Consider the following 14,621-nt stretch of genomic DNA (forward strand, 5'->3'; position numbering starts at 1 on the left):
CCCGCCGCTCCCTTTTAAAAGCAGGGGGAGTTTTGGGTTTATTTGCACTTGCAGGTGGTGCTACTTCATGTTCTTTCTTAGGTGCGCACGTAGAAAAACCGCAGCATACTGAAACAGTGGGATATACCTATCATCAGGGACATTGCGGTGGGATGTGCCCGCTTAAGTGCACTGTTCGTGATGGACGCTTGGTTTTGGTTGAACCCAATACATGTTGTCACGATCGTTATGAAACTATTTGCTTGAAAGGCATATCGGAAATTCAGCACATTTATGGAGCAGGACGTGTACAAACTCCTCTTAAACGTGTTGGTAAGCGCGGTGAAAACAAATTCGTTTCCGTGTCGTGGGAAGAAGCGCTTGACGATATTGTTGCAAAATTACAAGCTATTCGCTCGCAATACGGTAATAAAGCAGTGTATGTGCGTACATGCGATGAAACGGGTCCTATCTTTTTGAAAGATATGCTGCAAGCACAAGGCTCAGGAAATACGGGTATTGATGTTGGTAATGGTAACGGACTTGACCCTGCTATTGGGCTTGGTGGCGGATATGCAACCGCAACTGCTGAGGCGCGCGACTGGGTAAATTCGCGTTTAGTTCTTACGGTTGGAAGCAATTTCTGTGAGTCAACACTGCCACAAGTGCGTTTGTTTTTTGAAGCTAAAGAAGCGGGCGCGCGTATGATTACGGTGGATCCGCATTTCTCAACAACAGCAGGTAAATCTGACGAGTGGATTCCTATTGAGCCTGGTACTGATGCTGCGCTTTTCCTCGGTATGATTGTTCATATTCTGGATAAGGGCTTAACCGATCAGCAATTTATGAAGCTGCACACATCGTTTCCGTATTTAGTAGATATATCTACGGGAAAATTGTTGCGTCATCATGAACCTGATCTGAATGCCAAAAAGCCTGAAAAAGGCGATACGAACCCCTTTTATGTATGTGATGCGAACACGTCTGCGCCATGCGCCTATACTCAATGCGCTAACCCTGATCTAAACGCTACGATAACTTTCCAAAATAAAACCTACACCACGGTGTTTAATCTGCTGAAACAAACACTGAAATCGTTTAGCGTTGCCGAAGCAGCGCGCATTACGCATATTCCAGAAAAGAAAATCTGCGAACTTGCAGCCTTATATGCCCAAGGCCCTTCGTCACTGGCGCTTGGTTGGGGCGGAAACGATAAGATGGCAAATGCAGATATTGCTGGCCATGCAGCTGCTGTTTTGACAGCGCTTACCGGGAATGTTGGAAAACCTGGAGCTGGCGTTGGTGTGTATGTTGGAGGCAGTTTTGGTACGGGTTATTCCGCTAAATTCGGCTCGTGGTCGCTGCCATCGTATATGAAGGCTTCAAAAAATGAAATGGCTGCGTACGATTTTCGCACTAAGCCAAATAGTGTTCGTGCTGCTATCGTCTTTGGCGATGATACTGCACAGCACTTCGGAAATATGAATGTTACCAAAGCGTGGTATGAAAAACTCGATTTGGTGGTGCAACTTGATCCGTACTTCACAGAAGCGTGCAAGTGGTCTGATTATGTTTTGCCACTCACAACTCGTTTTGAAAATGACTGTGCATTTTCCAATATCAAAACGGGATATAACAATATTGTCATGCAAAACAAAATCATCGATCCACTGTTTGAAGCAAAAACCGACTTGTGGGTCCAGCAAGAAATCGCGCGCCGTTTAGGATGTGCTGACGTGCTTCCGAAAACAGGTGAAGATTATGTTCGCCAATTGCTTAAAGGATCAAAAGACCCCTCAATCAATACGCTTACACCTGAAAAAATTAACGAAGCGTTTGGTGTGTGGCCTATCAAAGGAAACGAAAAAATTAAACGCTGTTTTGAAGATGGTAAATTTTCCACACCATCGGGCAGAATGGATGTTTATTACGAAGACATGCTGGCATTTAATCAGCAATTACCCTTATGGGAAGCGCCTCTTGAAGCCTACGAAGATAATCCGTTGCGCGAGCGTTTTCCTTTGCAATTTGCAAACACGCGTACACGCTTTAGAATTCACAATCAGTTTAACGATGCTCAATGGCTTCAAAGTATCTATGTGCCAACTATTGCTGTTAATCCAGCCGATTTGGAAAAGCGTGGCATCAAAAATGGCGATGTCGTACGCGTGAAAAACGACCGCGGCCTTATTAAAGTGCATGTACAAGCAAATGAAGCCATTCGTCCTGGTTGTGCACGTTTGTATGAAGGAGCAACGGCTGACTTCACGATTGAAGGTAACATGCAAGAGCTCACCAACGATGCGTATGTTCCCCGTGGTGAAAAATTGATGGTTGGGCCTGTTATTCCATTTTCAGATACCTTAGTTGAAGTTGAGAAAGCGTAAAGGAGGATCGTATCATGACACGTTATGCTCTCGCTATTAGTCAAGCGCGCTGTGTTGGATGTCACACCTGTTCACTAGCGTGTAAAATGCAAAATAATATACCCGATGGTATGTTATGGAATAGAATTTTAACTGAAAATGCCGATGTAATTGATGGTGCACAAGGTACGTATCCGCAGCTTTCACGTGCGTATCTTCCTATGTCGTGCCAACATTGTGCTAAGCCTGCGTGCCAAAAAGTATGTCCAACAGGCGCCACGTATAAAGACGATAAAGGGCGCGTGGAAATTAACTACGATAAATGTATTGGATGCCGTATGTGCATGGCAGCATGTCCCTATAATGCACGTGTGTTTAACTGGGAAGAGCCTGCTCGTGCTACAGGATTCAACTATGGAAGCTCAGACGTTCCTGTGCGCAATAAAGGCGTTATGGAAAAATGCACCTTATGCAAAGAGCGCACCGATAAAGGTGAGTTGCCTATGTGTGTTCGTACTTGTCCTGCTCGCGCCCGTGTTTTTGGCGATCTTGACGATCCGAATAGCGAAATTTCTAAACTGCGCGCCCAAGGCAATGTTCGTACGCTGCTTGAAGATATGGGCACCGAGCCGCAAGTGTTCTATTTGGTGTAAGGAGAAACGGTTATGATTGCTAACGTAATACGTCGTATGGAGCTTAATACCTTACATACATCAACGAAAGTTGTTGCGCTTGTTTCTGTACTTGGAGTGCTTTTTGGGCTTATAAGCTGGGTGTATCAGCAGTGGTTTGGCCTTGGTGCAACGGGCATGAACAATGGAACATCGTGGGGCTTGTACATTGCCGATTTTATGTACTTTGTAGGATTATCGGCAGGAGCACAAGCAATTGCGTGTGCTGGATACGCTTTCAATATTAAATCACTGCGTTCTATTTCGATTCCGAGTGCCATTGTTGCGCTTGTTATGCTTTGCATGGGCGGACTTTCTGTATTAGTTGATCTTGGTGGTATCGAGCGCGTGTTTCATATGTTTTTGAGCCCTAATTTTGCTTCTCCTTTAGTTTGGGATATGACAGCTATTAGCGTATGTCTTATTCTTGACGTGTTGTTTTTAGCGTTTTTGCTCCTGAAAAAAGAGCGTCAAGCAATACTGTTAGCCCGTATTTTAGTGCTTTCATTTTTTGGCTTGCTGTCGGTTGATGCGTGGATTTTTGGTCTTGAAAATGCAAAAGAGGGATGGAACAGCGCTATCCTTGCACCCATCTTTATCTGTTCAGCGCTCGATTCAGGTGCTGCATGTGTAGCTTTGTGTCTTGCCTATCTTGAAAAGCAGCAGCATGTTCGCGTTGAAAAACATATCTATCCAACGCTCGCTTTGATCATGGTGGTTGCAGTAGTATTTGAGTTCTATTTTATCATGTGTGAAGTAGTTACTACCGCTTACGCCCATACTGCAACAGGAACCTTTATTTTAGGTCAAATGTTTGTTGGTTCTACGGCACCGTTTTTTTGGTTTGAAATTATCGGTGGTTTAGTAATTCCATTTTTCTTGATGATTTCTACAAAACGCCGCGCGTCAAAACGCTTCTTTTTCACAGCGGGAGTATTGGTAATGCTTGGTGTATTTTGTAAGCGCATCTGGTTGTTGCTATCGTCATTCGTGAAGCCAAATGTGTATGGTGCACCTGGATTGACGAGCGGTTCTGTAGAAACACAAGGAGTGCACAGCATTGGTATGTGGTCTCCGTTAAGCTATTATGCACCGAGCATTTCAGAAATTGGCGTTACGTGTGCTATGGTTGGAATTGCACTGTTAGCATTAATTATATTGTTTAAGCTTTGTGTGCCATTACATGAACCTATCAAGGACTAATGATATGGAACAGCGCCTTTCATTGCAGCATGTGTCTGCCAACAATAACGATGCTTCCTTAGGTATGCCGCATTCGGCATATCGATGGAGTGTCTATGCAGGCTTGCTTAATTTGCTTGGAAGTTTGCTTATTACGACACCGAATAGACTACCTGCTTCATTATTTGATCCAGAAGCATGGCATGCGAGCGACACGCTTGGTAATGCCTGCTTGCATGATGCGTTTGATCATTTTGCCGCATATCTTGAACAGCTTCAACGTACGCACGGAAGCGCTGCGCTTACTGAAGCAGCCTGTGAGCAAACTGCACTATTTATTGGCCCTCCCAAACCTACCTGTCCACCGTGGGAGGGCTTTTATGCCGAGCAACATAATGAAGTCGGCTATGGCCGCTGTGCTCTTGAAATGCTTCATGCATTGCAGGATGCGCACCTTACGATTGAGGGATCAAATAGGCAATATGCCGACCATATTGGTATTGAGTGCATGTATGCGGCTACTTTAGCGCAGCGTATTGCTGATGCCTTTGACCATACTACTGAGCAGAATAGTAACAAGCATCAGAATACTGACGAGGAGCAGAATACTGGCGATGTGTATACGTCCATGTGCACTTTGAAAGCTTTTCTTGCTGATCATCCGTGTGCATGGATCGATGCCTTGTATGAGCGTGTACAACACCATGCTCCTGATGCGTATTGCGCACATCTGCTTGAACTGGTGCGTGCTGTGCTTAATAATCCGCCGTATGATGAAAACAATATTATAGACGAGTTTAGCTGAGTATACACAGAGTTACACCATGGGATTGGAAATGCTTTTTGTGTCAGCTGTTTCATTGCAGTTATGCTACAGTTTATAAGATGTAACAGGGTCAAGCGCTGTTTTGTCATATACTAGCATAGACAAAGAAAACAAAATCTATACATCAAGCGTAGGTTTTGTAGTGCATTTTGAAATGTAAGGATGGTTTTTATGTTGAAGATCGTACGATCTCCCGATCCATTGCTCAATACGGTGTGTGACGCTGCTTCATTTGACGATAAAAGTCTTAAACGTTTATCAACACAAATGGCACAAACGATGTATAAAAATAATGGTGTAGGTCTTGCTGCACCGCAGGTAGGTGTTCTGAAACGTCTGATTGTTGTCGATTGCGATTGGCCTGATGGTGTAAAAGATCCGCTCGTGCTTCTTAATCCAGAAATTATTGAATTGCAAGGCGATCCTGTTATCGATTATGAGGGCTGCTTGTCGGTACCAGGAGTAAGCGCACCTGTTTCGCGGCCACCGTGGGCGCATGTTCGTTATTTCGACTTAAAAGGCGAAGAGTGGGAAATTGAAAGCGACGGCCTGCTTGGTCGTTGTTTACAGCATGAAATTGACCACCTCAACGGCATCACCTTGTTTGAAAGCTGTGTTCCTACGTACAAATTGAAACTGCTCGATGCGTATGCAAAAGCACGCGCAGCAGGTGCGATGCCTGGTGACGTTTCAATCGAAAGCGCTTCATAATGCGCATTGTTTTTATGGGAACGCCGGCGTTTGCGGCAACTATCCTCAAGCACCTGCTTGCAAGCAAAATGCATGACGTATGCGCTGTTTTTACAGCGCCTGATGCCGTGCGTTCGCGTGGATCGCACCTTGAGACGTCTGCGGTTGGATGTATTGCGCGCGATGCCGATGTGCCGTTGTATCAGCCAGCTTCCTGTAAAAACCCCCAGCTTATCGATACGCTTGCCGCGCTACAGCCCGACGTGATTTGCGTTGCTGCGTATGGAATGTTGCTTCCCGAAGCGCTGCTTAACGTTGCGCGCTATGGCGCCATTAACGTGCATGCGTCGCTTCTTCCGCGCTGGCGTGGAGCAGCTCCGATCGAACGTGCTATTTTAGCGGGCGATACGTATGCTGGCGTGTGTAGTATGCGCATGACAGCAGCTCTTGATGCGGGCGATTTCTGCTTTCCGAAACGCGTTGCGCTGGGCGAACTTTCCTATGACGAACTCAGCGAACAGCTGGCGTGTTTAGGCGCGCAATCACTACTTGAATGTTTAGATGCGCTTGCTCAAAATTCAGTTGAATGGCAAGTGCAAGATCACACGCTTGTTACGTATGCACATAAGCTCACCAAAGATGAGTTGTATCTTTCTCCTGATGACACGGCACTTCAAGCCTGCAGAAAGGTTCATGCTTCAAGCAATGCGCACCCTGCACGCGCGCTGCTTGCTGGGCGTTCTGTTCGCGTAATGAACGCTTCAGTGCTTGATGACGTGGCGCTTAACAGCCCTTTATTGCATGAACGTCTTAACTCGCTTTGCGCAGGTGATATGTGTTTTCATGCAAAACGTCTGTTTCTTGCTTGTAAATCTGGTATCCTTGAAATTCATAGCCTTATTCCCAGTGGAAAACGCGCTATGGATTCTTGCGCATTTGCGTCAGGGATACAAGGAATAAAACATGCTACCTTAGTTTGGGAGAGCGCAAAATGACAGAACAGGCAGGCCAGAGACCTAACAAACCCTCACGTGTACGACAGGCAGCACATCACGCATCGCACACATCTTCGCGAACGCACCAATCAAAACAATCATCTGCATCCGCACAGCACAAATCATTTTCACGAAAAACTTCATCGTTTGCGCATAAGAAAGCCTCATCTGGTTCACACACGGGCGCTCCTGCACACAAGAATTTTACGCCTGCTCATAAAAAAGCAGCATCCTCGCACTCATCTGCGCCGTTTTCACGCAAGAAACCGCATACCGATCGCGCGAAGTCAACTTCTTTTGCATCAGCTACATCTGATCGCATGAAAGCAAAATCCTCGCACCCATCTTCCCGCACGTCTTCGGAAGCTGCCTCACATGATAGTGCATATGCTCGCAAGAAAGCAGCAAGTTCACGTGCACGTGTTACTTCCAGCGAAAAGCACCAGCAAGGATACCGCCCACGCACTATGAAAAGTGTTCGGGCGCGGGAAATTAAACGTATTACGTCAGATACAACGCTTGCTTACAACGGCGAGCTGGATCCAAAAGCAGGAAAGCGCAGCGCTATAGCTCCAGGCAATATTACGCGTGAAAAAAATCGTCGAGAACGTGAGCTTAAGCGCGCAACATCTCACATGGACGACAGCGCCCGCGCACGTGAAAGCAAGCATGTTTCAGGTGACTTTTATCCAAATAAAGCATCCGATGCGCGACTTTTAGCACTTCGTGTAACGCGCTTGGTACGCCTGCGAAAAGCCTATACGCAAGATATTTTGAACGCTCACCTTGATAAGTGCAGCTTATCTTCAAGCGATAAATCGTTTGCAGCGCTGCTTGCATTAGGTGTTGCTACGTGTTATGGCACGCTTGATGAAATTATTGATCGCGCATTGGAAAAACCAGCCGATGCGTTTGAAGATATTCGTGATGCGTTGCGCATCTCAACCTATGAGCTTATGTTCCTGAATAAAGAGGCTCATGCTGCTATTGACCAGGGAGTAGAATTAGTGCGTGCGGTAAGCCCGTGTGCAAGTGGTTTAGGAAATGCCATTTTGCATCGCGTTGAGCGCTCACGCGCATCGTTTCCTTATGGTGACCCGAAGCGCGATACAGCAGCGCTTGCGCGCACTTATGGTTTCCCAAAATGGCTCTGTGAGCGGCTTATTGCCGACATGGGAGCTCAAAATGCCGCACATTTTATGAAAGCAAGTAATGCGCCTGCTCCTTTATATATTGCCATTAATAGTATTAAAAGCAGTATCGAAGAGGTACAATCTGCCTTTGAAAGTGCTGGTAGTAGGCTTTGTGATGTAACGGTCAATGATATGTCTGTTGCCTTGTGTAAGCGCGTTATTAACCCTCAAAGCATTCTTCATCCCAGCATAAAAGCACTTTTTGATGAGGGTAAGATTTTCGTATCTGATGCGTGTGCTCAACATATCGCTCTGCAAGCTGCCTTGTTGCTCAAAGGAGAGAAGTTGCTTGAAATTGGCTGTGGTCGTGGTAGCAAAACACTGTTACTACAAAGTCATTATTATGCAGCTCACAATAAGCAAGCTCAGCTTGATGCTGTTGACTTGCATTCGTATAAACTTGACATTGTGCGCGAGCGTACAAAGTGCTACGGCGTAAACGTTCGTGAATTTTATTGTGGAAACGCAACGCGTCTTTCAAGCTTTGTTCCTGCGAACAGTTACGATGTAGTGTTTGTCGATGCTCCGTGCTCGGGGCTTGGAACACTGCGCCGTCATCCTGAAATTCGCTGGCGTTTAAGTGCTGAGGCTATTGAAGAGATTGCCCAGCTTGAATTGGATATGCTTGCATCTGCTGGCGCCTATGTTGCAGTTGGTGGGTCACTGGTATATTCAACATGTACAATTACGTATGCGGAAAATAACAATGTTGTAAAGCAGTTTTTAGAATCACAGCAAGGCGCGTCATTTGTACTTGCTCCTTTTGGTTCACAATCGTGCATTTCAGTTCAGCTGAATGCCGATGGAGCTGATGCTCATTTTGCTGTTCGCTTTAAACGCATACGTTAAGCATAGCTTTCTTTGCCGGAACGCTTTTTTGTGCTGCGCTGCTCGGTGCGCTTTTTACTTGAAGCTGTTCGTGCACTTTCATGCAGGCTTTGTTCGTGTGCTCTTTACTCATTACTGCTTTGTGTGCCGTTTACTATGCAATTTAGTGCTCTCTGGATATTTTCATACACAAAGGGCTTATACCATGGTAAAACAGTACAAGACCATTCAACAGAAAGAAGGCGTGTTATGAATTCAGCTCGCGTTTTTGAAGTCGTAGAAGTTGCTGAAAAAGCCGCTATTGCATCCGCTGCCTTTAACGGGCGCGGCGATAAAGTTGCGGCAGATCAAGCAGCCACTACTGCTATGCGTGATGCATTTAATGCTATGAACTTTTCTGGGAGGGTTGTTATCGGAGAAGGCGAGCGCGATGAAGCTCCTATGCTTTTCATTGGTGAAGAGCTTGGGCGTGGTGGCGAAGAGATAGATATTGCGGTTGACCCGCTTGAAGGCACAAATTTGTGTGCTGCCAATGCAGCAAACGCTCTCTGCACCATTGCTATTGCCCCACGTGGCGCTCTGCTTTTTGCCCCTGATACGTATATGCAAAAAATTGCAGCAGGCCCGCAAGCTCGCGATGCAATCGACATTGATGCTCCTGTTGCCGATAATATTCATCATGTTGCAGAATCGCTTGGAAAACCGGTATCTGAGATGTGTGTTTGTGTTCTTGAACGCGAGCGCCATACTAAACTCATTGCAGACATTCGCAAAACAGGTGCACGTATCCGCTTAATTGGTGATGGTGATGTATACGGAGCGCTTGCAACAGCGCTGCCTCATACTGGTATCGATTTATATATGGGCTCGGGTGGAGCTCCTGAGGGTGTTCTTGCGTGCTGTGCGCTTAAGGCAGTAGGCGGTGCATTTATGGGTCGTTTGCGTTTTGACTTGGATGTTCATGGTAAAGAAAAACGAGAACGCGCACTGAAAACTGCCCAGCTCGATTTGGATGCACCACTCACGATGGATATGCTCGTGCGCTCTGATGATGCGGCATTTATTGCAAGTGGTGTTACGCATGGCGAATTGCTTGACGGTGTTCGCTTTGACGAAACCAGCGTTACCACATCAAGCATTCTTATGCGTGCGTGCGATCATTCGGTGCGCTTTATTACCACTCAGCATCAACGCAGCTAGAAAGCACATTGCCGTTCGTGAGAATTTTATCGATTACAGCGCAAAAACCCGATTCAACAGGCAGTGGAATTTATCTGAGCCATTTGCAGCATGCGTTTGAAAAAGCAGGGCACGATGTAGCGCTTATCTATGGCTGTGATGTTCACGATGCGTATACCTTTACATACCCTACGTTTCCTGTGGTATTTAATACCTCACGCGTGAACTTTCCTGTTGTTGGCATGAGCGATACGATGCCGTACACTTCAAGCATCTATCGAAATTTAACTCCTGTTCAGCTAGATGTTTTTGAACATGAATTTAGACGTGTGCTTTTGACAGCGCGCAAGGAATTTAAGCCTGATGTTGTTATTTGTCATCATTTGTATGGTGTTATGACGCTTGCTTACGACGTGTTTAAAGCCTGCTCTGCAAGCGCTCCCAGCACTGCGGGTTGTGATGATACGTATGAAACCATGTCAGGTACGCCACACATACCGCATATGATTGCTATTTGTCATGGAAGCGATTTACGGCAATTGCGAACACATCATCTGTTTTATGAACGTGTACGTGCGTGCCTCTCCAAGTTTGATGCTGTTATCGCACTTCATGAGAACCAAAAAATACAGATCACAAGTTTATTTCCTGAAGCTTGCAAATGCGTGTATGCGCTTGGTGCAGCATTTGACAGTGCTCTGTTTCGGTATTCAGACACTCTTCAAGCAGTGCTATCAAGCTCAACGGGTAATTCGCTTTCAGTACACGCTGCGCACCAGCAGCACAGTTCAGGCATAAAACCGCGTACGTTTAACTTGTGCTATGTTGGCAAAATATCCTATAAAAAAGGAGTTCACAGCTTACTTCGATCACTTGCGATAGACGATACATCGCGCATCGCTAAGCTTTCACTTATTGGTGGCAGTGGTAGTACTGACGAATGGCGCCAAGCACGTAATCTTGCGCACTGCTTGCCGTTTCCGGTTCATATGCTAGGAGCGCTCTCTCAAGAACAGGTAGCGTTACACTATCAGTCAAGCGATATCTTTGTACTTGCATCATACTATGAAGGATTACCGCTGTGCGTGATTGAAGCGCTCGCGTGTGGTTGTGCTGTTGTATGCAGCAATACAGCAGGTTTGTATGATTGGATTACGCATCATATTCCGCATGCGCTGTGTTACTTCGTTGATTTACCTGCAGAACGTGAAGTAGGCGTACCAGTGTGCAGTGAACTTCCTGGCTATGAGGTACGTTTCAAAGATGCCATCGATGCTATGATTGACACACTTTTGAACGAAACAGATACTCAGCGCATTCAACGTCTGCACTACACCCAGCAAGAACTTTCTGCTCTTACGTGGGATGCGCTCGCTAAGCGTATTCTCGATGCAGGCAGATGTAAGTGATATTTCGTGTATATTTCATGCGATGGCTCCACATATTCTCGACGCAGGTGGATGTGAGACATCAGCAATCTTCGATGCAGATGTTCGCACAATAATCAGTGGTTGGCATTTAGTTGAACTGCAGTTTCTTTGGTTTTTCGTCGCTTTAGCATTCTTCAAAATAGTAGTTGATAAATCGCTTTCAGCATGGTATAGTTCGTTTAGTCCTTTAAGGCGGTACCGAGAGACCGACAAGGCAAACATACAAGCGAATTTATGTTGTCACCTGTCTTAAAGCTGGTGGCATTTTTTTTGCTGCCGCGCATGTGACATTCGCTTCGTGTAACCTGTCGCTCTCACCTTACGATACGTAGTTATTGAGAAAGGAGAGATGCATGGCAACACGCACGCAGCAATCAAACGACGAAGTGCAATCATCCATCAAGCATGTATGTATGGATGCGCAGGATATCGATCGTTCAATTAACCGTATCGCCCATGAAATTTTAGAGAAAAACTCGGGCTCTGAAAACATGGTCGTTATCGGAATTTTGACACGTGGTGACGTTTTGGCGCATCGGCTGGTTAAAAGCATCCAGGCAATCGAAGGCAAAACGCTTCCTTTAGGCAGCCTTGATATCAGTTTTTATCGCGATGACGTTCTGCACCACATTTCGCCAGAAATTCACTCAACGAATATCCCTTTTTCTATTGAAGATGCAACGGTCATCTTAGTTGATGACGTGCTGTATACCGGCAGAACAGTACGTTGCGCTCTTGATGCGCTTATGGATTTGGGGCGCCCGCGCTGCATTCAATTTGCAGCACTTGTCGATCGTGGGCATCGTGAACTTCCCATTCGCCCCGATTATGTAGGCAAAAATGTTCCCACATCCGATGAAGAAAACGTAATAGTGCTTTTGGATGAAAGCGACGGCAGTTCGTGTGTAGAAATAGTTGCGCTCGACAAAGATGCTCACAAAGGAGCGTTGCCACTGCAAAATACCACTACAGAGCAGGCATAACGCCTCTTATACGTATCAGAAGCTACTAAAGAAAGGGGAGAGTAATGGCTTTTCAACATAAGCATCTTATTGATATACGCGAATACAGCAGCGAAGACATTCAAACAATTCTTCATACAGCCGACAAGTTCCGTGCAGTAAACGAGCGTCGCATTAAAAAAGTGCCTGCATTGCGTGGATTTACGGTTGTAAATATGTTTAACGAACCATCGACTCGCACGCGTTCGTCCTTCGAGCTAGCAGAAAAGCGCCTTTCGTGCGACAGCTTGAATTTTGGCGGATCGTCAACGTCTACCGTTAAAGGCGAAAGCCTGGAAGATACCGTAAAAACGCTGTGCGCCTACAAAATTGATATGATTATCGTGCGCGATAAGCGTGCAGGTGTTCCACGTAAAATTGCCGATATTTCGGGTGTGAGCGTTATCGATGCAGGCGATGGTAAGCATCAGCATCCCACACAAGCGCTGCTTGACCTGTACAGCATTTGGCGCCATTTTGGTACCTTATCGCATCTTAAAGTGGGAATTGTAGGCGATGTTGGACACTCGCGCGTGTGCGGATCTCTTGTTCCTGCACTGAAAATTATGGGTGCGCACGTAACACTTATTGCTCCAAAAACACTGCTTCCTGCGTATCCAGAAGCTTTAGGAGCCGATGAAGTTACCAGCTCTCTTGATGATGCGCTCGGTGATCTTGACGTTGTGTATATGTTGCGCATTCAGCGCGAACGCTTGGAAGGTGCGCCGTACCCCAGCTTGCGAGAGTACAACTTGCTTTACGGCCTTACGCGTGAGCGTGAACATTTCATGAAAGACACGGCGGTAATTTGCCATCCGGGTCCGATCAATCGTGGAGTTGAGCTGGACGATTATATGGCAGATCATCCACAACGTTCCCTTATTCTCGATCAGGTATATTCCGGTGTGTTAGTACGTATGGCTATGCTGTATCTGTTATTGGGAGGTAATGATGAATCAATTTCTCATTAAAAATGCGCATTTGGTTGACCCGCAAGTATCGCTTGACGAACAAGGCGATGTGCTGATAGAAAACGATGCGATTATCGCAGTTGGTAGTGCAACACAAGAACATGATACAAGTCATGCGCAGGTTATTGACGCAAGCGGAAAAGTGCTGGTTCCAGGCCTTGTGGATATTCATGTGCATTTTCGCGACCCAGGTTTTGAGTACAAAGAAGACATTGTGTCGGGTTCGCGCGCGGCGCTCAAAGGCGGGTTTAGCGACGTGTGCTGCATGGCGAATACCGATCCTGTTATCGATAATGCTGCTGTGTTGCGTGCTGTTATGAGTAAGGCTCACCATCAGGCGTTTTGTAAGGTGCATGCCGCTGGTGCGTGCACGAAAGGCCTCAAAGGTGAAGCGCTTGCCGATATTGGTGAGATGTCTGCGTTAGGCGCTGTTGCGTTTACCGACGATGGTCATGGTGTGCAGTCAAGCTCAATGATGCGTCGCGTTATGGATTACGCGCACCCGTTCAACAAGGTAATTATGAGTCACTGCCAAGACGAAGACCTTGTTGACGCAGGTCAGATTAACGAAGGAGCTGTCTCAACGCGCCTCGGTTTACTCGGCTGGCCTGCTGCTGGTGAAGAAATTCAAATTTCTCGCGATATGCAATTGGCGCAGCTTACACAAACACCGCTTCACATTCAACACCTTACCAGTGCTGCTGGTGTAGAACAGTTGCGTGCAGCAAAGGCGCAAGGCGTGCCTGTTACCTGCGAAGTTACTCCTCATCACCTGTTCTTGCACGACAGCGACATCGATGAGAGTTACAACACTAATTTTAAAGTAAATCCGCCGCTGCGCACACAAGCCGACTCTGATGCGCTGGTGCAAGGCCTGCTTGATGGAACAATTGATTGCATTGTTACCGATCACGCGCCTCATGCTGCCTACGAAAAAGCACGCGAATTTGAGCTAGCACCGTTTGGCATGATTGGGCTTGAAACGTCGCTTGCGCTTATGATTACACACCTTGTAGCACCTGGAAAACTTTCATGGTCGCAGCTTGTAAGTTTAATGGCTGTAAATCCACGCGCTATTTTGCGCCTCGATCCGGTGCGTATTGCGCCTCAATCGCGCGCAAGCTTAACGCTTATCGACCCTAATGCGTCGTGGGATGTAACAGAGCAAGAATTTGAATCGAAGTCGAGCAATTCTGCATTTTTAGGCGCTCATCTGCAAGGACGCGCCTGCGATGTATTTATTGACGGCAAGCATATGTTGATTGATGGCACGCTGGCACACCAGCCGCTTTCACAGCAATAATACGTAA

12 protein-coding genes are annotated in these 14,621 nt (G+C 46.4%); all 12 read left to right on the forward strand.

Going from position 1 to position 14,621, the window contains the following annotated elements:
* On the forward strand, window positions 1-2,366 hold a 2,366-nt coding region (locus tag HMPREF3190_RS02095), incomplete at its 5' end, for a molybdopterin-containing oxidoreductase family protein (RefSeq protein ID WP_066779900.1).
* A gap of 14 nt (window positions 2,367-2,380) precedes the next feature.
* Entirely contained in the window at window positions 2,381-2,998 is a 618-nt protein-coding gene (locus HMPREF3190_RS02100) for a 4Fe-4S dicluster domain-containing protein (protein WP_066779903.1), read from the forward strand.
* A 12-nt stretch (window positions 2,999-3,010) separates the two neighbouring features.
* Window positions 3,011-4,219 carry an NrfD/PsrC family molybdoenzyme membrane anchor subunit gene (gene nrfD / locus HMPREF3190_RS02105; RefSeq protein WP_066779904.1) on the forward strand — a complete coding sequence of 403 codons (1,209 nt, stop codon included), beginning with the start codon at window positions 3,011-3,013 and terminating at the stop codon, window positions 4,217-4,219.
* 4 nt (window positions 4,220-4,223) lie between these two features.
* A complete protein-coding gene (locus HMPREF3190_RS02110; protein ID WP_066779905.1) occupies window positions 4,224-5,003 on the forward strand; it encodes a molecular chaperone TorD family protein in 780 nt (259 codons plus the stop codon).
* A 192-nt stretch (window positions 5,004-5,195) separates the two neighbouring features.
* Window positions 5,196-5,735 (forward strand): peptide deformylase, encoded by a 540-nt coding sequence (def, locus tag HMPREF3190_RS02115; protein ID WP_449673965.1) that lies wholly within the window; start codon window positions 5,196-5,198, stop codon window positions 5,733-5,735.
* Complete coding sequence (gene fmt, locus HMPREF3190_RS02120; RefSeq protein WP_066779907.1) at window positions 5,735-6,709, forward strand: methionyl-tRNA formyltransferase; 975 nt, start codon at window positions 5,735-5,737, stop codon at window positions 6,707-6,709. Before def ends, fmt begins: the two co-directional genes overlap by 1 nt.
* Window positions 6,706-8,751 (forward strand): transcription antitermination factor NusB, encoded by a 2,046-nt coding sequence (locus HMPREF3190_RS02125; protein WP_066779909.1) that lies wholly within the window; start codon window positions 6,706-6,708, stop codon window positions 8,749-8,751. The genes fmt and HMPREF3190_RS02125 overlap by 4 nt, the downstream gene beginning before the upstream one ends.
* Window positions 8,752-8,979: 228 nt before the next feature.
* On the forward strand, window positions 8,980-9,930 hold the full coding sequence (gene glpX / locus HMPREF3190_RS02130; RefSeq protein ID WP_066779911.1) for a class II fructose-bisphosphatase: 951 nt from the start codon (window positions 8,980-8,982) through the stop codon (window positions 9,928-9,930).
* Between the two features lie 17 nt (window positions 9,931-9,947).
* Window positions 9,948-11,318 carry a glycosyltransferase family 4 protein gene (locus HMPREF3190_RS02135; protein WP_066779916.1) on the forward strand — a complete coding sequence of 457 codons (1,371 nt, stop codon included), beginning with the start codon at window positions 9,948-9,950 and terminating at the stop codon, window positions 11,316-11,318.
* 374 nt (window positions 11,319-11,692) lie between these two features.
* Window positions 11,693-12,322, forward strand: coding sequence for a bifunctional pyr operon transcriptional regulator/uracil phosphoribosyltransferase PyrR (gene pyrR / locus HMPREF3190_RS02140; protein WP_066779920.1), 630 nt, complete (start codon window positions 11,693-11,695; stop codon window positions 12,320-12,322).
* Between the two features lie 44 nt (window positions 12,323-12,366).
* Window positions 12,367-13,311, forward strand: coding sequence for an aspartate carbamoyltransferase catalytic subunit (locus HMPREF3190_RS02145; RefSeq protein ID WP_066779922.1), 945 nt, complete (start codon window positions 12,367-12,369; stop codon window positions 13,309-13,311).
* Window positions 13,292-14,614: a dihydroorotase gene (locus HMPREF3190_RS02150; RefSeq protein WP_066779925.1), complete on the forward strand. Its 1,323-nt coding sequence runs from the start codon at window positions 13,292-13,294 to the stop codon at window positions 14,612-14,614. Before HMPREF3190_RS02145 ends, HMPREF3190_RS02150 begins: the two co-directional genes overlap by 20 nt.
* The last annotated feature ends 7 nt before the right edge of the window (window positions 14,615-14,621 follow it).

It is taken from the genome of Umbribacter vaginalis (genome assembly GCA_001552935.1).
Lineage (GTDB): Bacteria > Actinomycetota > Coriobacteriia > Coriobacteriales > Eggerthellaceae > Berryella > Berryella vaginalis.

Excerpts from the sequence above, each read along its gene's own strand:
- HMPREF3190_RS02100 (WP_066779903.1), top strand. The coding sequence starts at position 2,381 with ATGACACGTTATGCTCTCGCTATTAGTCAAGCGCGCTGTGTTGGATGT.
- nrfD (WP_066779904.1), top strand. The coding sequence starts at position 3,011 with ATGATTGCTAACGTAATACGTCGTATGGAGCTTAATACCTTACATACA.
- HMPREF3190_RS02110 (WP_066779905.1), top strand. The coding sequence starts at position 4,224 with ATGGAACAGCGCCTTTCATTGCAGCATGTGTCTGCCAACAATAACGAT.
- def (WP_449673965.1), top strand. The coding sequence starts at position 5,196 with ATGTTGAAGATCGTACGATCTCCCGATCCATTGCTCAATACGGTGTGT.
- fmt (WP_066779907.1), top strand. The coding sequence starts at position 5,735 with ATGCGCATTGTTTTTATGGGAACGCCGGCGTTTGCGGCAACTATCCTC.
- HMPREF3190_RS02125 (WP_066779909.1), top strand. The coding sequence starts at position 6,706 with ATGACAGAACAGGCAGGCCAGAGACCTAACAAACCCTCACGTGTACGA.
- glpX (WP_066779911.1), top strand. The coding sequence starts at position 8,980 with ATGAATTCAGCTCGCGTTTTTGAAGTCGTAGAAGTTGCTGAAAAAGCC.
- pyrR (WP_066779920.1), top strand. The coding sequence starts at position 11,693 with ATGGCAACACGCACGCAGCAATCAAACGACGAAGTGCAATCATCCATC.
- HMPREF3190_RS02145 (WP_066779922.1), top strand. The coding sequence starts at position 12,367 with ATGGCTTTTCAACATAAGCATCTTATTGATATACGCGAATACAGCAGC.
- HMPREF3190_RS02150 (WP_066779925.1), top strand. The coding sequence starts at position 13,292 with ATGAATCAATTTCTCATTAAAAATGCGCATTTGGTTGACCCGCAAGTA.